We start from the raw sequence: 18,419 nt of genomic DNA, 5'->3' as shown, positions 1-18,419 counted from the left end.
AGAAATTTTCGTAACGTATCCTTAATCGTTTAGTAATTTTAAAACTTCTTCATCGGTCATGGCCTCTACACTGGCCAGTAAATCGGCATCGGTCATCGGTTTAGATTCAACCGTTTGAGTTACCGTAATGGAAGGGTACAATTGCTCTTCTACATAAGATGCCAATTGTGTAATTGTCGGGTGTTTGTATACTACTGTCGGTACTGAAGGCACCCCTAATCTTTTCGTTAGTAATTGATTTAATTGAATGGCGTGCATAGATTTAAAGCCCTGATCGCTCAACGGAGTTTCCAAAGCCAAATCGTCTGGTGCCAACTGCAGTAAACTCGCGCATTTCTCTTGCAACCAATTCATAATTTTCGCCCAGCGTTCTCTGGAGTTTGCTATGGATTTCCACGCTTCAGTAGTGCTTGTGATCAATGCTTGTTGCACGTCGCTTAGCACAGTATCAAATTCGCGATTCACATATTTTTTCAACAAAAAACTGTGCTGCACTTTTCCGCTGGTCGTTTTGGGAATTTCCCTTACTGGAATTACTTCATCCGGAATCATTCCTATGGCTTCTGAGAGTCTGTTTTGCACAGCTACTAGGAGTGGTATAAAGTGCTCTGGCTTCTTTTTAAACAAAACAAAGACCAATAGCTTTTCGCGTTCTTCAGCATTTCCTGGTATCCCACAAACCGCAACTTTTCCTAAGCTTATATCTGCAGTTCCCAATAAATACGATTCTATATCGTGCGCGTAGTAGTTTTGTCCTTGTAAGATCATCATGTTCTTTACACGACCTGTAATGACCACCGTATTGTTTTTCAGTAAAAAACCGAGATCTCCTGTCCTCAACCAACCGTCTTTTACAAAAGCATTGGCTGTAGCGGTTGGATTTTGATAATATCCTTGAGTCACGTTCATTCCTTTGATATCAATATACCCCAAGGTTTCGCGCGGAAGCTCATTCCCAGCCTCATCGTGAATCGCTACTTCGCAACTTAACAAAGAAGGTCCAATCCCCACAAAACTCAGTGTTTTTCCTTCTTCACTTTCTTCTTTAAATACCACCTGGTCACCAACATCTGTACTGGCTCTGTCTATGATATATTCGCGTACTGAAGTACGATTGTCTCCCATACTTACTCCTACTGAAGCTTCTGCAAGTCCGTAAGACGGAACGATACAGGTCTTTAGCAATTGATGTTTCCCCAAGGTCGTTGTAAACTCGTCACAGAGACTTGCGGATATGGGCTCTGCTCCATTAAAAATAGACTTGACACTGGAGAGGTCCCAGTCGATCTCTTTGTTAGCACGATAATATGCCTGTAAAAAATACTGGTATCCAAAATTGGGAGCGCACAATTTGCTGGCGCGATGTTCATGGGTTTTTTCCATCCACAACAAAGGACGGCGGATAAATAGGTACGTAGGCATCATCACATGCGTGCAGCCTGCCACGACACTGGTTAAATGAAAGGCGATCATTCCCATATCGTGAGTCAAGGGAATCCAACAGAAATAAACATCATCGCGGTCGATGTCCATACTTACTGTCAAATCGTATCCGTTGTAAATTAAATTTTCATGGGTGAGCATCACGCCTTTAGGGTCGCCGGTTGACCCTGAAGAAAACTGGATAAATGCGAGGTCTTGAGGTGCGGCTTCTACAATGTCTCCATCGAATTCGCTCTCAAATAAAGCGCCTGAATCGATCCACATATCCTGCATGGTGGCTACCGAAGTAAGTTCTGTCTGTTCTCCAAATTCGATAAGGCGATCTAAATTCGTAGTATCGCAAAACACAAAAGGGTTTACCAAGGTATCTACCACCTTAAAAAATTTGTGTTTGTGCTCATTTTTACCTCCAATAGCTAGAGGAACAGGCACAAATCCACCGAGCAAACAGGCCCAAAAACAACGGAGGAATTTAAAATTATCATCTTCGTAAATGATTACTTCACTTCCTTTTTTTAGTTCGTATTTAGACTGTAAGACGTATAAAAACTTTTTACACTGATCAAAGAAATCAGCGTATGAGACAAACATCTCTTCGGTACTTCCTTTTATAAATCGAATTCCATTGGTTGAATCCGAGGCGCGCGCGCCCATTAGTTCGTTTAAACTTCGGTAGTTATAAAGTGTATTCATAACTGTTCAATTATTAAAAAATTAAAAGAAAAAAAAGAGGAAAAATACGCTGAGAGCGCTAGGCCATATTGGCTAAATCTGCAATATAAGCTGCAGGTACAGTGGCGATAATATTTTGCTGAAGAGAATCGATGCGAACAACAACTTTACTCACGTTATTCACCTTGATAACTTCACATTCCAACCCTTGAAGCGGTCCGTAAGTCAATCGTTTAAAATCCCCCACACATGGCAAACCGGTATCGGTTTCAATGTCCATAATATTCTGATCTTCCACCAAAAACTTGATATTGTTAATCTCCCTATCAGTGACTCTTGCATACTGCCTTCCAAAACGTATAAAAGAGCAAGCTCCATCAACCGCTAAGGCTTTGTGAAACTCGGTAGGCGAGTTTAAATTTACAAACACATATGAAGGCAATAAAGGCTTCATAATCATTTTTTTCCTATCACTCCATTGTCGAAGAGTTCTAGTCAATGGAACAAACGATTCAAGACTACTCTCTTTAAGAGATTCATCGACTCGTTTCTCCCAACGGGACTTGACATACATAACATGCCATCCGCTAGCGTAATTCATAGTCTAGTAAGTTTTAAGGTTTGATTAAGAATGGATACGGCTTCGCCTCTCCCAATTACATGGGCTGAATTTCTTATCTTAATTTGATGGAATGCAATATCCCTTATAAGAATAGTTATTTTTTGTAGTAGGTGGTAAGGGTAAAATAACTATCATTTATTCACAGGTACAAGTATAGTAATTTTTTAGCTTATAAACCTACTTTAAGATTAAAAAACTGTAAATCTCCAATCACTAAGTTGTTAATTTACAGTTACTAAAACTTAACCAAACCAAACAAACAACTGAAAAACAACCACTTAGACCCCGATGGTTTATCCTTAAAAAAAGGAGTTTTTTTTCCAAATCTTCATTTATTTTACCCCAAACTGACAATTTCACAATCCACTTCCAAAGCCTTTATTTAAAAAAGAACACAAAAAAACCTCGATTAAAAAACCGAGGCTGTATATAATTCTGTTTTAATTTAAACTCAAAACGTTATTCTTTTTCTAATTTCTTTACACGTTGCTCTAATTTACTTAGCAAGAGTAGTAACTTTTTATTAGTTTCTTCAGCAACCTTTAAAGTAGTCTGTTGTTCTTTTAATTGTCGCTCCTGTTGCAAGGTATACAAGGTTAATTCTTCTATTTTCTGGAGGAGTTTCTTATTCATTTCTCCCAATTCAATCCCTTGAGCTATCTCAACTTCTTTTGCGCTTGGTATATTGATTAAGTGGCCTTTTTCACGGATATGTGCTTCAACTTCCGCAAGTGTAGGTAAGTCGTAATTTTCCTCAAAAACAAAATCGGGCCATTTACCATACAATGCTACCTTTACTTCCTCTGCAGCTATTTTACCCTTAACTCCTAATTTATATCCATGAGTATCTTTCGTTCCAATTCCTACGTTTCCGTTAGCATCAATTAGCATACGTTCTGCTCCGTTCGTTGAAAGTCCCAAAAACCCACCATTTGAACTCCCTCCTCTATAAAAGGAAATAAATCCATTGCGTTCATCCGCATCGTACTTCATTCCAAATCTAAAAGCTTCATCATTAGTGTTTGTAGTTCCTAAAGTTTTAGCATACAAATTAAACTTAAACTCATTGGCTGTAGCTAAAATAGCACCGTAACTATTATTCCCATTAACCACGTGTAATTTTGCACCTGGTGTAGTACTTCCTATACCTACATTACCCGTAGCATCCATAAAAAATTTCGCGTACTTCTTTTGACCAACTGCATCTGTTTGTTCCGATGCCGGTGCTACTCCAATCATAAAAGCATTCGCGTGATCAGTATAGGCATTTCCCATAAACCATTTATTGGTTTGACCAATACTAAAAATACCTGTCCCACGATAATTATTATGCGAATTCAAGTAGATTTTTGAGGCCATAAAATCCGTTCCGTTATTCGCTCCAACTTCGAGCAAACTATTTCCGTTGATAAAGAATTCTCTCCAGGTTTCCCAACTGGCATGATTCTCAGCAGATCGGCGAATATAATACCCACCTCCATTGAAGTTCATTTGAAAAACGCGCCCACCCGTAGTATCTCCCCAAGGTGCAAAAGTTAATAAACTACTATAGTACCCATTTCCTGGAGATTCAATAGAAATTCTTCTTTTAAATTCAAAACGCATCTCTCCTTTATAAAAAGAAGGTAATGAATTCGTTTCTCTCGCATTTTGTTGGGCATTCAACTTATCTGCAGATTGCGCATGAACTGCCATTCCAAGGCCCAAGACAGCCAACGCAGTTGTCCCTAATTTTCTTTTCATCATTTTTTTGTTCTCAGTTTTCATATATAGTTTAATTTAAAGTCACCAAAAAGGTGGAACTCTTATCACTTTTGTTACCCGCCTTATCGTAGGCTTGAACGTACCAGTAATAAGTTCCTTTGGTTAGGTTTTCTTTTTTATAGCTTTTGTTTATCCCAATATCTTTGAATTTGAGTTGTGTTAAATTGACATCTCCGTATACAAAGACACTGTCGAGTTCTTGAGTCCCGGGCACGTCGGTTCTCGTCCAAGTAAAATCAATCGTCGTTTGCGTTTGCACCGCATTGTTTGCTGGTAAGGTATTTTGAGGATTTGATGGCTTTTTCGTATCCACCTCAAGCTTTCTCTGAGCGTATTTTCCATTTTGACTAGCGCTTTGCGGACGCACCTGCCAAGAGAATTTGCCTTCGTTAAAACTATGCGTGTAGTTTAACACTTTCAACACTTTATCAAAAACGATAGTCCCGTTCATATCCGGTTGACCAATTTGCAAGCGGTATTCTGAAGCACCGCTAACTGCAGTCCATTGCATTTTCTGCGCTGCCGTGTTTACAACTGCATTCTCTAGCGGCGAAATCAACGTAGTTTCAGCATTAGAAAGATCTGTACTCGTCAAGGTAAATTTTCGGGTGGCATAATTAGTAGCATATTCACTATTTAGTCCTCGTACTCGCCATTCATAAGCTCCTGTTGCCAATTTTGTACTAAACGTACTTTTAGTAATAGTGGTATCTAGCACCACCTGTTGTGCGTTTGCAAATCCAGGGCGTGCCACTTGCAGTTGGTATCGTTCAGCTCCTTCTACCGATTCCCATAAAAAATTTACAGTAGTTTCTTGCACCGTGGCATTGTTTGCTGGTGCTGTCAAATTGATAACTTTGGTCGAAATATCATCGACAAAAATGGCTTCGCAGCCCATTAACAATCCTACCAATAACAGTATTATTAATCGTTTCATATCGTAAAAAAATCGTGTTCGTTAATTCGTAGTATTCTTAAAAACTCAAGTACTCTTGAATTCTTCGCTCTTCCAGTTTTTTAGGATCTCTCAACATTTTCTGAGAGCAACGCTCCCCATCACCTACCAAAGCACCTAATCGCACTTGTTTTTCTTCAGAAATATCCCAACAAAAGGAAGCCATTTTGTACCCAAAAGCGAAACTATTGTCCAAAGAGAGCGTTCCTATTTGTCGCTCCTTCTTATATAACAAAACTATGTTCTTATTGCGCTTATTAGAAGTCAAATACAAGGCATCGGCAGCTTTTAACTGCGTTTTCATTTCAGCAGTTAACACCATGCGAACTCCTGTAATAATCTTAGTATTAGGACGGTTTTTTATATAAGTTCTCGACGTCCTATTAACATCTTTATTGAGTTGCGAAAGCAATAGTACCTTATCCATAATCTCCAAGACGACAAACTTCGGTTTATTTTCCAAGCTATCGACGTACTTTACTACAGGGGCTGGCTGCCCTGAACTCATGTTAGTATATTCCTTAAATAAGTCCTCAGTAAAGTTGTGTACGCTATAGTTTAAGGCTACGGGCTTTTTTAATACCGGTATGCCTACAGTCTCAAAATCCGTCTTTCGAAACGATCTTTCCTTTGTACCCAACACAGCTAGTGAAACCTTTGTACTCGTCGCTTCAAAGGCATCTTTTTTAGGCAATACACTACAAGAAGTTATGAGTGCGATCAATGGCAGAAAGCACAGCAATTTTCTATAATTCATTATCAATTTATTAGCAATATAGTAGGGACAAAAGTACACTTTTTCGCATAGTTTTGAAAATCAGGTTCGTTAATCTTTACCCAGCGCTATTAACAACTTGCCACAGCCCGCCAGTAGTAGTAAAAACCAAGGAGTTCCGTGCAATACTAAATCGAACCAATCCATGAGCTTCATCCCCGATTCCGAGGAAAAGGCATTGCCTCCTAACAACCAACGTATTTTACCAACTATATGCGGTGATTGAAACGGTGCTAATCCTAGGGTCAAACAAGCCCCTAAAATATACAACCAGTAGTTACTGAGCTTTTTCATAAAACTAAATAAACCAATTCCACACTACTCCAAAACGAATGACAAAATCGCGATAAGGATGATTTGGAGCCGACAAATAATTTTTCTTCAAAAAGAAAGAACTGATATTATCCGCCTTAAAATAAATACGCGTTCTCCTTACCCTACCATTAAAGAATAAATCTACGGTCGGATACCCTATATCCGTAGTATTTTGCAGAGTAAATTCACCTAATAAAGGATTGTAGGCATTGGCTTTATAGGCTGAAAAATATTTCAGTGTGGCACCTATTTGTACATATAAAGGCTTTCCTTTAAACCAATGGTCGCTGTAATAGAGAGTATTTCTAGTCACAAACTCAGGAACTCTCAAAACACTAGCTCCACTTGCCACCTTTTGATACATTACGGTATTATCGAGTCCGAGCTTCCACCATTTAAATTCTTTGGAAGCTTTTAATTTCAAGTAATTGACATTCCCTGAAAATTGTTGTGGTAGTCCGTTCTCATCAAAATAAGTATACTTATCAATATTGGTCAAATCCAATGAGACATTTCCCCATTTACTAGTAAAATCTCCTCCGAGTACGCGGGTACCCACCGAGGTAAAGTTTTTCTCCCAGTTGTATTTTTGATAGCTACTTTGATGAAACAAAAAGTTGAAGTTTGGCTGACGGTCACTAATTTTTAATCGGGCTTTAACGGTAAAAACGCTATCTTTTTTATAGTAAGCCTCTGCCTCTAGAGAATTCCCTGCCAAGCGACCACTTCCCGGACTTAATAAACCACTCGCATTGACGTAAAAATTACCTACTTTACCTCTCCAGTCGGCCCCAAAAGACAGTGCCTTTCCTTTGATTCTATTGTTCTGCATAGGCACCGTATTATTCTGTAAATTCTCATACCCGTAATCATAGGTAGTATACATGGTCTTGATACGGAACCTACCGAGTACATACCTCGAATTAAAATCGACAAACAATGCATTATTATACATTAAAAACGTCGTTTTATTGGCGATGGTTCCCAGCATTCTATTGGTATCAAAAATATCAGATGCTGTGGTTTGTTTAAATTCAAAATACTTAGAATCACGTGTAAACTCGTGTCCTACTTTCAAATTTGAAAAATTACTAGTATTGGTCGTATCCTTGGTTTGTAAAAGTCGATAGCTTTGTTCAAAATACAAGCGTTTTCCTTCCAATATACTTTCTGCGTCGTTAAAATTAACGTCCAATCGCCCTCGATTCCCACTAAAATTTGGATTGTCTGTAAGGAAATTAGTAAGCGATTCAGCGGTTAACCCACCGTTTTCTTGATTTGTAAAATCCTGATTCACCGCATGCCCACGTACAGCGTATTGCCCTTTCGGGCTTTCGTAATGAAAGGTCAATCTAAAATTACCGGTGCTCGCCAAGGAACGCCTGTAGGCTCCCAAAGAACGCAATCCTCTATAGGCTATTCCGATATTAAATCGCTTTGAAAAATTGGTCGTAAACAAGGCGTCCAACACCTGCCCCTGTTCCAGTCCCGTTCGATACATAATTTCTGTGGTCGGGGTGGGTACCTGGTAGTACTTTACATCTTCTACCTCTAAGTAATTGAACTGTTTGGCTCGAAATCCGATATCTGGAAACAGGCTTTGACGAGAAAAATCGTATCCTAAATTATTAAATGTCTGCCCTTGGTTATGAAAGGCCAACAATTCAAAATTGTCTTTGCGTAAAAAATTGAACTTATAATACTTTTGAATGGTCAAAGTGGTATCGACGATCGTGGTATCGTTGCGGTGCGAAATTATTTTATAATCGGTGTACTTCGTTTTCCCGGTAAGTTTCACCTTAATTTCTCCATTATTCAATGAATCGATACGCTGATCTGTTCCAAGTGTTCTATCTGTTCTAGGGGAACCTCCTCCTCCATCAATGGTTCTCAACTGCGCAAAGGACTGCCATCCAAACAAACAGCACGCAAGTAACAATAGGTAATTCTTCATAGAAGCAAAAGTAAAATAATAAAACGAAAAAAAATGGTAATATTATCTTTGAAAACTGTTAATTTGTAGCATGTTGAAACTTCGTTATACAGATTATATTCACGAGGCAGGAACCGATGAAGCCGGCAGAGGATGCTTGGCAGGCCCCGTGGTAGCTGCCGCAGTTATTTTACCTCCTAATTTCAAGCATGAATTCCTCACAGACTCCAAGCAATTATCAGAAAAGAAAAGGGCTGCACTACGTCCGTATATCGAAGAGCAGGCCGTAGCCTATGGAGTGGCCTTTATCCACGAGAAAGAAGTTGATGAGCTGAATGTACTTCAGGCGTCAATAACGGGTATGCACAGGGCACTTGCTAAACTTCAAACCCCACCTGAATTTATTGCCGTCGACGGAAACAAATTCAAGCCCTATCACGATGTTCCTTACGAAACCTTAATCAAAGGGGACGGTCGTTTTTTAAACATCGCAGCCGCCTCTATACTCGCAAAAACGTATAGGGATGAATTTATGGAAAAAATTCACGAAGAATTTCCGGCGTACAATTGGCAAAAAAACAAAGGGTATCCAACCAAAGAACACCGCAATGCTATACGGGAATTTGGTCCGACCCCTTATCATAGAAAGTCTTTTAAATTACTCCCTGACCAGTTAAAATTATCCTTGTAGGCATTTATTTTGTCTTGGTCCCAGCACCCACAAAATGATCGGACTTACGCTTAAACAACACATTAAAGGTGGTTAAACTACCGTAAATACGGGTGATGTATTGCTGTAGATCTATTTTGTCCTGATCGGCAAGAGTTTTGCTTGCATTGATTTTTTGTTCCATGACACGAATTCTATCGCGAACCATCACTATTTTGTGAAAGAAAGTATCAATGGGTAATTCCTTCGCTGCCAATCCGGGGTCGGCAGGTTCTAAAATTAACTTCCCGCCTTTGTATTTATCTGCTATCGGAACAATCTCACTAATATCACTCCACTGTTTTAAAAGGGATTTCAAGGTCGTTTCTACTTCGTAAAAACTCACGGTATCTACTTCTTGATTCACTGCTTCGATAACTTCAAAGTCTTCATCTAAAGCAATGGTTTCAATTCCTTTTTTTTGAAAAGTTACCCAATAGTGCTTACTATCTACATTGGTCACTACTCCAAAGCCCATTTCAGGGTGATTAATTCTCGATCCTATTCCTAATAATTTCATAATTCATTATTTTTAACGATACTAAAATACTTATTTTTGTCTTCCAATTTTTTACAAAATGATTAAAAGAACACGAGTTGAAATAAGTAAGTGTATCATCCATAAGGTCGCAAATAAATACAATAGCGGACAAAATGCCTTATCGGAAAGCTTGGTGCGCTTTGATGAGGAGAGTTACGAATTACTAGTACCATTTTTATTAAAGCCTTTTGGCTCTGTTACTCAAAGTTACCGCTTTAGTCACCACGCAGATGTGCGTTTAAATGAGCTCAACAAATACAGCTCAGATATATTTGAAGACGAAGAAACATTTATTGAGCATTCAAAAAATATCGTAAACCACCTCTACGAACAGTCTAATTCGGCCAATATCAAAACGGGGGATGTCATTGTAGCCTATTTTGAAGGAATTGAATACAAAGATGTACTAACCGAAGCCGTTGGTGTTTTCAAAATTGAAAGTAAAGTGGACTTTTTCCAAACCTATTTGGATGAAGATAGCTTTGACGTGGTAGTTCAGAAGGGAATCTCCACAAAGAAGCTCGACAAGGGCTGTTTGATTTTAAACTCGTCAGATACGGAAGGAACGGTAGTACTATCTGTTGATAACAACAACTACGATGCCCAGTATTGGATTAAGAACTTTTTAAGTGTTAAATACGCTGACGACAGAAACTTACACACTCAAAATTACCTAGAACTTTGTAAAGAATTTTCCGAAGAGATTATCAAACCTGAATTTGGAAAGCAAGAACAAAGTACTTTTTTAGCCAATACTGTCGATTACTTTAAAGAACATGAAAGTGTGGATTACCACGATTTTAAAGACGATGTTTTTGTAGAAGACAAACACAAAGACCTTTTTGAAGACTACAAAAAACACTTTGAAAAACTCAACGACGTCTTGATCCGTAATAACTTCGACGTATCGGACGCTGTATTAAAAAAAGAGAAAAGTAAACTAAAAACAGAGATCAAGCTCGATACCAATATCCAAATAAAAATTGATGTCGATGCTCCAGATGCTCCATCGGAATACCTAGAACAGGGGTATGACGAAGAAAAGAAGATGAAATACTACAAAGTATTTTACAATACAGAAAAATAATAAAAAAGCGCTGGAGTTACCTTCAGCGCTTTTTTTATTATCGTTTATTCTTTGTCAGACATTTTCTTGACGTATTCCGTAACGATTACAATTTGCGTCCCTCCTACTTTACCTTCAATATAACGGGGATTCTCAGGATCCAGGCTAATGCGTCGCACGGCTGTCCCTTGCTTGGCTACCATACTAGAACCTTTTACCTTCAAGTCTTTAATCAGCACAACGTTATCACCCGCTGACAACACAACTCCGTTAACATCTCTATGGATTACCTTCTCGCTTTCGTCCAAATGATCTCCCGATGCCTTGGCAAACTGTAACTCTTCATCATCCAAATACATCATAGCCAGCAAATCTTGCGGCCAACCTTGATCTCTGAGACGTTGTAACATTCTCCACACCAACACTTTTACAGCTCGGAATTCACTCCACATACTATCGTTTAAACAACGCCAGTGATTTGCATCCAAAAGAGCTTCCTCAGTGATTTGCGATTTACAATTTGCACATATCAATACGGTTCCGTCAACCCCACCTGTGGAAACAGGAGGCACTTCATAGGTTGTTAAGTCCTCTGTTGCACTGCATAATTCGCACTGATTTCCACTGCGTTCTCGTAATTCTTCTACTAAGCTCATTTATGATTATTTTAAGAGACAAAAGTACATTATTAATTGATTTTCCCTATCTTTATTGTATGATATTACAAACAGAAAGACTCCTTATTAAAGAAGTTTCTCTAAATCACGCCCCTTTTTATTTTGAGCTTTTTTCAGACCCCGATTTTATCAAAAACATCAACGATAAAAACTTAAAATCCGTCGAGGAAACCGAAGTGTTTTTAGAGAACACCATGATTCCCAACCTCTGTAAAAACGGTTTGGGATTTTTCACCGTATTCGAAAAATCGACCCATACCCCTATTGGTGTCGCCAGTTTACTAAAACGCGATCAGTTAGATGCACTGGATGTAGGCTATGCTTTTTTACCAAAGGGAAGAGGTAAAGGCTATGCCACAGAAGCCACCAGAGCAGTGATGGATTACGCGCATACAAGCTTGCAACAATCCAAAATCATCGCTTTTACCATGCCTAAAAATGAAGCTTCGAAAAAAGTTTTACGAAATCTGGGCTTTACCTATGTCGGTGTAAAACGCGTGTATGAAAATACCGAAGATTGTTTGTTTGAGTACGAATTTTAATAATTTTCGCCCTATTTAGCCCGTTAAATGAGCTGAATACTTGTTTTTTTGTAAAATCCGATTTTTAGAGTTCGTGCTTTTTTGTTAAATTTGTCGTAGAAAGATTATACTTTAACAAAAAAATTAAGTCCGACCAAATGAAAATTAATTTAAGTAAGCAGAGAACTACTCGCTATAGTAAAAAAAAGCGTGAGAAGTTCTTGATCCTTCCTTTAGTACACAAAGGATCGATTTATTGGCTAGAAAACGTGCTAATCAAAAAGAACTTTAATGGAATCAATTACCAGATAACTGATGTAATTCGATTGTAGTAACCGATTCCAAAATTTTTCCCCTTTCGTTACGTAGTCCAAGAGAAGTCACTTCACTTTTATCTACATAAAGTCTCCCTTTTCCCCTTATTTTATTCTTCCAAATACAAAGAAATCAATCCTTCAGGAGTGGTTACTTCAATGGTTTTATCCTCTCTATTCACTGACTCAATAAAATCGTCAATCATTGGAATAAAAATTTCTTTACCATCTCGATCAATTTCGAAAAGAGGTTGAGCCGAAGTATCATTGATGTTTACAATAGTACCAACCGCACCGTAAGCACTGTCAATAACTGTAAAACCAATAACCTCGTGATAATAAAACTGTTTCCCAGTTAGTTTGGGTAACAAATCAATTGGCAAATAAATTCCAGCACGTAAAATGGCCTCTGCATCAGCTTCGGTATCTACATCCTCGAATTTCACGCGTAACATAGTTCCTTTACTCAGTGAAGATTTTTCAATAAAAAACGGAACCAAATTATTGCCTAAATCGACAAAAACTGATTCCATTTTTCCGTAAAGATGGGGTTCATCAGTATCTAATTTGATAATGACTTCCCCCTTAAAACTATGTTTTTTCACGATTTTGCCAAGATAAAAGCAATCTTCTTTCTGCATCATCGTTCACTAGTTTTTATTCTTCGCTATCCGCACCGTTTTCAGTTGCAACTTCCTCGCTGTCTTCAACAACAGGAGCCTTTGCAGCAATACGAGCTTCGTTTACAGCTTTTTCAGCTTCTAAAGCTTTCGCTTTAGCTTCTTCTTTAGCTTTTGCTAAACCTTCAGCTTTACCAGTAACCTTTCCAGCTTTTTCTTCTAACCAAGCGTTGAATTTAGCTTCTGCTTGCTCTTCAGTTAAAGCTCCTTTTCTTACTCCTCCAGCTAAGTGATTCTTCAACAAAGCTCCTTTGTAAGATAAGATTGCTCTAGCAGTGTCTGTTGGCTGAGCTCCATTTTGTAACCACTGTACAGCGCTATCAATGTTTAAGTCGATGGTTGCAGGGTTCGTGTTTGGATTGTACGTTCCGATTTTCTCTAAGAAACGTCCATCTCTTTTAGCTCTTGAGTCAGCAGCTACTACCCAATAAAAAGGTTTTCCTTTTTTACCGTGTCTTTGTAATCTAATTTTTACAGGCATAATTTTAATTTTTAAGGTACGCGTACCTTGATTATTAATTTTGAGTTTGCAAATTTAGTGCTTTTTTATGAAAGCACCACCTATTTAGCAATTATTTAAAAATAAAAATCACCTCAAAATGAGGTGATTACCAAATCAAAGATCGCATTTTATTAAATTATCCGAACACTCACTGCGTTTAGGCCCTTTTTTCCTTCTTTTAAATCAAATGCGACCGTGTCGCCTTCCTTAATATCGTCGAGTAAGCCCGTAACATGTACAAAGTACTCTGTGTTCGACTCTGATTCGATAATAAATCCAAATCCTTTAGATTCATTGAAGAATTTTACCCTTCCTTGTTTCATTGTAAATGTGTTAATGTTGCGCTCCTAAGTTACTACATTCTATCCAGATACACACAGCAAATCCGCATTTAAGTACCTCCCCTCTATTCACCAACTTTTAACCTGATTCAAGTGTTCTTACCACCTCCGGAAACGTTGATAACTTATTAGCGATATCCTAGAAAATCTTCGTATTTTTACCTCCTCATAATTTAGTAGGCTTCAATAAAAAAACACATCCATGTATTTAGTTTTTGATACGGAAACAACCGGTCTTCCCAAAAGTTGGAACGCGCCCATTACCGATACAGACAACTGGCCAAGAGCCATTCAAATCGCTTGGCAGTTACACGACGAAATGGGAGTGCTTGTGGAGCACAATGATTTTCTAATCCAACCCGAAGGTTTTAACATTCCGTACGATGCCGAACGAATTCACGGAATCTCTACAGACCTGGCCTTACAACAAGGAATCAGCCTGCAGGAAGGTGCCGAACTTTTTAAAGAAGCGCTGCTGAAAACAAAATTTATCGTTGGGCAAAACGTCGGATTCGACGTGAATATTATGGGCTGTGAATTTCACCGATTAGGGATGGAAACCAACCTCACCACATTGCCTGTGTTAGATACCTGTACCGAGCACACCGCTCAGCTGTGTCAAATTCCTGGAGGTCGTGGAGGTAAATTTAAACTCCCTACCCTAACGGAACTGCACAATCACCTCTTCGGTGTTGGATTTGGAGAGGCACACAACGCAACAGCCGATGTAGAAGCAACCACTCGTTGTTTCCTAGAGCTCATCCGTTTACGTCAGTACACTGAAGAGCAATTGGATGTTCCGGAAGACTATTTTAGTCGATTTTCAGAGGCCAATCCAATGCCTATTAAAGTCATTGGTCTCAAGCATCTCAACCTCAAAAAGGAAAGCGAAAAAATACGCAAACAGCAAACGAGTGCCGCCGATAGCGAATCGACACATACCTCAAGTGAGGGACTCGCAGCGCTTAAAGATGTGACTTTCGCTCATTTGCACAACCACACGCAATTTTCAGTGCTCCAATCGACCATACAAATTGGAAATCTCGTCAAAGCCGCGGCTAAAGATGGTATGCCCGCAGTAGCCCTAACGGACACTGGAAATATGATGGCAGCCTTCCATTTTGTAAAAGAAGTACTCGGCTATAACAAATCTGCAGAGACTCCTATCAAACCAATTGTCGGCTGTGAATTCTTTATTTGCGAAAACCATCTCGATAAATCTAAAAAAGACAACGGATATCAAGTTGTTTTCTTGGCTAAAAATAAACGAGGTTACCACAACCTCGCCAAACTTTCATCAAAAGCCTTTGTTGACGGGTTCTACTACGTTCCTCGAATCGACAAAGAACTGGTAAAACAATACAAAGAAGACATTATCGTTTTAACGGGTAACCTCTATGGAGAAGTACCGAGTAAAATCCTAAATGTCGGAGAAAAACAGGCTGAAGAAGCCCTGCTGTGGTGGAAAGAAGAATTTGGAGAAGACCTCTACATCGAAGTTATGCGCCACGGGCAAGAAGATGAAAATGTCGTTAATAAAACACTCCTAGAATTCTCCCGAAAACACGACATCAAAGCCATTGCCACCAATAATACCTTTTATTTAGAGAAGGAAAGTGCCAATGCACACGATATTCTCCTCTGTGTTAAAGACGGAGAAAAACAAGCTACTCCGAAAGGAAGAGGTCGAGGTTATCGCTACGGTCTTCCTAATGAAGAATACTATTTCAAGAGTACCGAAGAGATGAAAAAACTCTTCGCCGATATTCCGGACACTATTAGTAACATTCAGGAAATTGTCGATAAGATAGAAGTATTTACGCTCGCTCGTGACGTACTACTTCCAGCCTTTGACATCCCTGAAGAGTACCAAGACGCAAAAGATCAGGAAGACGGAGGTAAACGCGGTGAAAACAACTACCTAAAAGCACTCACCTATGAAGGTGCTGCCGAACGCTACGAAGAAATTACCGAAGATATTCGAGAACGACTTGATTTCGAACTCGAAGTAATTGCCAATACCGGATACCCTGGGTATTTCTTGATTGTACAAGACTTTATCAAAGCCGCCCGAGAAATGGGCGTTTCTGTAGGCCCCGGACGTGGATCGGCCGCAGGATCGGCCGTTGCCTACTGTTTAACGATTACCAATATAGATCCCATTAAGTACGATTTACTTTTTGAGCGTTTCTTGAACCCTGAGCGTGTATCCATGCCCGATATCGATATCGATTTTGATGACGAAGGACGTGGGCGCGTAATGGACTACGTGATCGACAAATACGGTGCCAATCAGGTAGCTCAGATCATCACCTACGGAACCATGGCGGCAAAATCGTCCATTCGAGACACCGCAAGAGTTTTGGATTTGCCTTTATTCGAGGCCGATAGGATTGCCAAACTAATTCCTGGAATCAAGCTACAAAACATCTTTGGAGATGACGAAAAGAGCAAAGGAAAGGTAGCTGGACTTCGATCGGAAGAAAAGGAAATGGTCCAAGAACTCCAGCGCATAGCCGACAGTGGTGGTTTAGAAGGCGAAACGATTAGTCAAGCACGCATTTTAGAAGGCTCCGTTCGAAATACGGGAATTCACGCCTGTGGGGTTATTATTACCCCAGACGACATTACCAATTTCGTACCAGTATCCGTTGCGAAAGATTCTGACATGTACGTCACTCAGTTTGACAACTCCGTCGTAGAAAGTGCCGGATTGTTAAAAATGGATTTCTTAGGGTTAAAAACACTTACCCTTATCAAAGACACCGTTAAAATTGTCAAAGCGCGTCACGATGTAGACCTCGATCCAGAAAACTTCCCTATTGACGACGTAAAAACCTACGAGCTTTTCCAGCGTGGAGAAACAGTAGGGATATTCCAATACGAATCTCCGGGGATGCAAAAGTACATGCGAGAGCTAAAGCCTACGGTATTTGCCGATCTTATCGCCATGAATGCCTTGTACAGACCTGGACCTCTTGAATACATTCCTTCTTTTATTAGAAGAAAACACGGAGATGAGCCCATCGAGTACGATTTACCCGCCATGGAAGAATACCTTGCCGAAACCTACGGAATTACCGTATACCAGGAGCAAGTAATGTTACTTTCGCAAAAATTGGCCGACTTTACCAAAGGTGAAGCCGATGTCCTCCGTAAGGCTATGGGTAAAAAGCAGATTGCCGTACTCGAAAAAATGAAGCCCAAATTCGTAGACCAAGCAGCAGCGAATGGTCACGACCCAGAAAAACTTGAGAAGATATGGAAAGACTGGGAAGCCTTTGCTTCGTATGCCTTTAACAAATCGCACTCTACCTGTTATGCATGGGTTGCCTATCAAACCGCTTACTTGAAGGCACATTATCCTGCCGAATACATGGCTGCTGTACTCTCAAACAACATGAACGATATTAAAACGGTTTCCTTCTTTATGGAAGAATGTAAACGCATGGGCTTGGAAGTACTCGGACCGGACGTCAACGAATCGTTTTCTAAATTCTCCGTAAACAAAGAAGGAGCTGTGCGTTTTGGAATGGCTGCCATCAAAGGAGTAGGAAGTAGCGCCGTAAACGCAATTATCAGAGAACGCAAAGAAAACGGAAACTTTACTTCGATTTTTGACATGTCGAAAAGAGTAGACCTTCGAGTTGCTAACAAGAAAGCCTTTGAAGGACTTATATTAGCAGGTGGATTCGACTCTTTTAACAAAGCTCATCGCGCTCAATACTTTGAATTGGACGAAAAAGGACAGAGTTTCTTAGAAAAAGCGCTGCGTTTTGGAAACAAGTTTCAGGAAAATAAAAACTCTTCACAGGTCTCGCTCTTTGGAGAAGCCTCAGCGGTAGAATTACCAGAACCCATCATTCCAGAATGTGAAACCTGGGGAACTATGGAACTGCTCGCCAAAGAAAAAGAGGTTGTTGGAATGTACATTTCCGCTCACCCACTCGACGACTTTAAAAACGAATTAAAATTTTGTAATGCCACCCTTAGCCACTATAAAAACTTAGCCAAATACGAAGGGATGGCCATGACGTTTGCAGGTATTGTAACCGATGTACAACACCGCGTATCCAAAGCGGGGAAAGGCTGGGCTTCTTTTATTGTAGAAGACTACAACGACAGTTTTGAATTCCGAATTTTTGGTGAAGAATACCTCAAATTCAAACACTTTTTGGTTCCCAACTCGTTTATTTTTGTCAAAACTATGGTAAAGCCAGGTTGGATTAACAAAGAGGGAATTAAGGGAGATCCGAGAGTATCGTTTACCGAATTCAGCCTACTCCATGATATCATGGACAAAATGTGTAAAAAAATCACCATTTCTCTTCCTTTAAACGAACTGAAAGAGTCACTTATCAAAGACCTACAACACCTGTTTGTCATGAATAAAGGATCTCAGAGTTTACATTTTACCGTGTGGGACGCCGAAGAGAAAATTGAGCTGACCATGCCGAGTAGAACCACCAAAGTAAAGATATCTAACGAGCTACTCAAAACACTCGAAGAACAGTTTATAAAATACAAACTCAACTAATAAAAAATTGGCTTTGGTTTCACGGATTTCTTTCCGAACGACAACCAAAGCC

At 39.5% G+C, this 18,419-nt stretch carries 17 protein-coding genes; 5 read left to right on the top strand and 12 right to left on the bottom strand.

Annotated features, from left to right (window positions below; genetic code table 11):
• Positions 1-21: 21 nt before the first annotated feature.
• The 7 genes from ACKTS5_RS02295 to ACKTS5_RS02265 all read right to left on the bottom strand — a co-directional run bounded on the left by ACKTS5_RS02295 (position 22) and on the right by ACKTS5_RS02265 (position 8,500).
• The gene (locus tag ACKTS5_RS02295; protein WP_408042215.1) at positions 22-2,136 is read right to left on the bottom strand and encodes an AMP-binding protein; all 2,115 of its coding nucleotides are present in this window, start codon (positions 2,134-2,136) and stop codon (positions 22-24) included.
• Between the two features lie 58 nt (positions 2,137-2,194).
• A complete protein-coding gene (locus tag ACKTS5_RS02290; protein WP_408042214.1) occupies positions 2,195-2,716 on the bottom strand; it encodes a UpxY family transcription antiterminator in 522 nt (173 codons plus the stop codon).
• A 480-nt stretch (positions 2,717-3,196) separates the two neighbouring features.
• Entirely contained in the window at positions 3,197-4,483 is a 1,287-nt protein-coding gene (locus ACKTS5_RS02285; RefSeq protein ID WP_408042213.1) for a hypothetical protein, read from the bottom strand.
• 28 nt (positions 4,484-4,511) lie between these two features.
• Positions 4,512-5,438: a hypothetical protein gene (locus ACKTS5_RS02280; RefSeq protein ID WP_408042212.1), complete on the bottom strand. Its 927-nt coding sequence runs from the start codon at positions 5,436-5,438 to the stop codon at positions 4,512-4,514.
• Positions 5,439-5,475: 37 nt separating this feature from the next.
• Entirely contained in the window at positions 5,476-6,213 is a 738-nt protein-coding gene (locus ACKTS5_RS02275; RefSeq protein ID WP_408042211.1) for a hypothetical protein, read from the bottom strand.
• Positions 6,214-6,282: 69 nt separating this feature from the next.
• Positions 6,283-6,525 (bottom strand): hypothetical protein, encoded by a 243-nt coding sequence (locus ACKTS5_RS02270; protein ID WP_408042210.1) that lies wholly within the window; start codon positions 6,523-6,525, stop codon positions 6,283-6,285.
• Between the two features lie 4 nt (positions 6,526-6,529).
• Positions 6,530-8,500 carry a putative porin gene (locus ACKTS5_RS02265; protein ID WP_408042209.1) on the bottom strand — a complete coding sequence of 657 codons (1,971 nt, stop codon included), beginning with the start codon at positions 8,498-8,500 and terminating at the stop codon, positions 6,530-6,532.
• 70 nt (positions 8,501-8,570) lie between these two features.
• On the opposite strand from ACKTS5_RS02265, the gene ACKTS5_RS02260 reads away from it, so the two are divergent.
• A complete protein-coding gene (locus ACKTS5_RS02260; RefSeq protein WP_408042208.1) occupies positions 8,571-9,170 on the top strand; it encodes a ribonuclease HII in 600 nt (199 codons plus the stop codon).
• A gap of 4 nt (positions 9,171-9,174) precedes the next feature.
• Here the strand turns inward: ACKTS5_RS02260 and ACKTS5_RS02255 are convergent, their stop codons facing one another.
• Positions 9,175-9,708, bottom strand: coding sequence for a hypothetical protein (locus tag ACKTS5_RS02255; RefSeq protein ID WP_408042207.1), 534 nt, complete (start codon positions 9,706-9,708; stop codon positions 9,175-9,177).
• A 58-nt stretch (positions 9,709-9,766) separates the two neighbouring features.
• Here ACKTS5_RS02255 and ACKTS5_RS02250 point away from each other — a divergent pair, with 58 nt between their 5' ends.
• Positions 9,767-10,816: a nucleoid-associated protein gene (locus ACKTS5_RS02250; RefSeq protein ID WP_408042206.1), complete on the top strand. Its 1,050-nt coding sequence runs from the start codon at positions 9,767-9,769 to the stop codon at positions 10,814-10,816.
• Positions 10,817-10,860: 44 nt separating this feature from the next.
• Here the strand turns inward: ACKTS5_RS02250 and ACKTS5_RS02245 are convergent, their stop codons facing one another.
• The gene (locus ACKTS5_RS02245; protein WP_408042205.1) at positions 10,861-11,451 is read right to left on the bottom strand and encodes a PhnA domain-containing protein; all 591 of its coding nucleotides are present in this window, start codon (positions 11,449-11,451) and stop codon (positions 10,861-10,863) included.
• A gap of 59 nt (positions 11,452-11,510) precedes the next feature.
• Between ACKTS5_RS02245 and ACKTS5_RS02240 the strand changes: the two genes are divergently transcribed.
• Entirely contained in the window at positions 11,511-12,014 is a 504-nt protein-coding gene (locus ACKTS5_RS02240) for a GNAT family N-acetyltransferase (RefSeq protein WP_408042204.1), read from the top strand.
• A gap of 137 nt (positions 12,015-12,151) precedes the next feature.
• Positions 12,152-12,325: a hypothetical protein gene (locus ACKTS5_RS02235; RefSeq protein ID WP_408042203.1), complete on the top strand. Its 174-nt coding sequence runs from the start codon at positions 12,152-12,154 to the stop codon at positions 12,323-12,325.
• 92 nt (positions 12,326-12,417) lie between these two features.
• Here ACKTS5_RS02235 and rimM read toward each other — a convergent pair whose 3' ends face one another.
• The 3 genes from rimM to ACKTS5_RS02220 all read right to left on the bottom strand — a co-directional run bounded on the left by rimM (position 12,418) and on the right by ACKTS5_RS02220 (position 13,812).
• Positions 12,418-12,948, bottom strand: a complete 531-nt coding sequence (rimM, locus tag ACKTS5_RS02230; RefSeq protein ID WP_408042292.1) for a ribosome maturation factor RimM — start codon at positions 12,946-12,948, stop codon at positions 12,418-12,420.
• Positions 12,949-12,964: 16 nt separating this feature from the next.
• Entirely contained in the window at positions 12,965-13,468 is a 504-nt protein-coding gene (locus tag ACKTS5_RS02225; RefSeq protein ID WP_408042202.1) for a 30S ribosomal protein S16, read from the bottom strand.
• A 152-nt stretch (positions 13,469-13,620) separates the two neighbouring features.
• On the bottom strand, positions 13,621-13,812 hold the full coding sequence (locus tag ACKTS5_RS02220; protein WP_408042201.1) for a cold-shock protein: 192 nt from the start codon (positions 13,810-13,812) through the stop codon (positions 13,621-13,623).
• Positions 13,813-14,032: 220 nt separating this feature from the next.
• On the opposite strand from ACKTS5_RS02220, the gene dnaE reads away from it, so the two are divergent.
• Positions 14,033-18,367, top strand: coding sequence for a DNA polymerase III subunit alpha (gene dnaE / locus ACKTS5_RS02215; RefSeq protein ID WP_408042200.1), 4,335 nt, complete (start codon positions 14,033-14,035; stop codon positions 18,365-18,367).
• Positions 18,368-18,419: the final 52 nt, after the last annotated feature.

It is taken from the genome of Tenacibaculum litopenaei (assembly GCF_964514025.1).
Taxonomy (GTDB): Bacteria; Bacteroidota; Bacteroidia; order Flavobacteriales; family Flavobacteriaceae; genus Polaribacter; species Polaribacter litopenaei.
The sequence above is the reverse complement of the archived record's forward strand: the minus strand, read 5'-3'. Positions and strand labels throughout refer to the sequence as shown.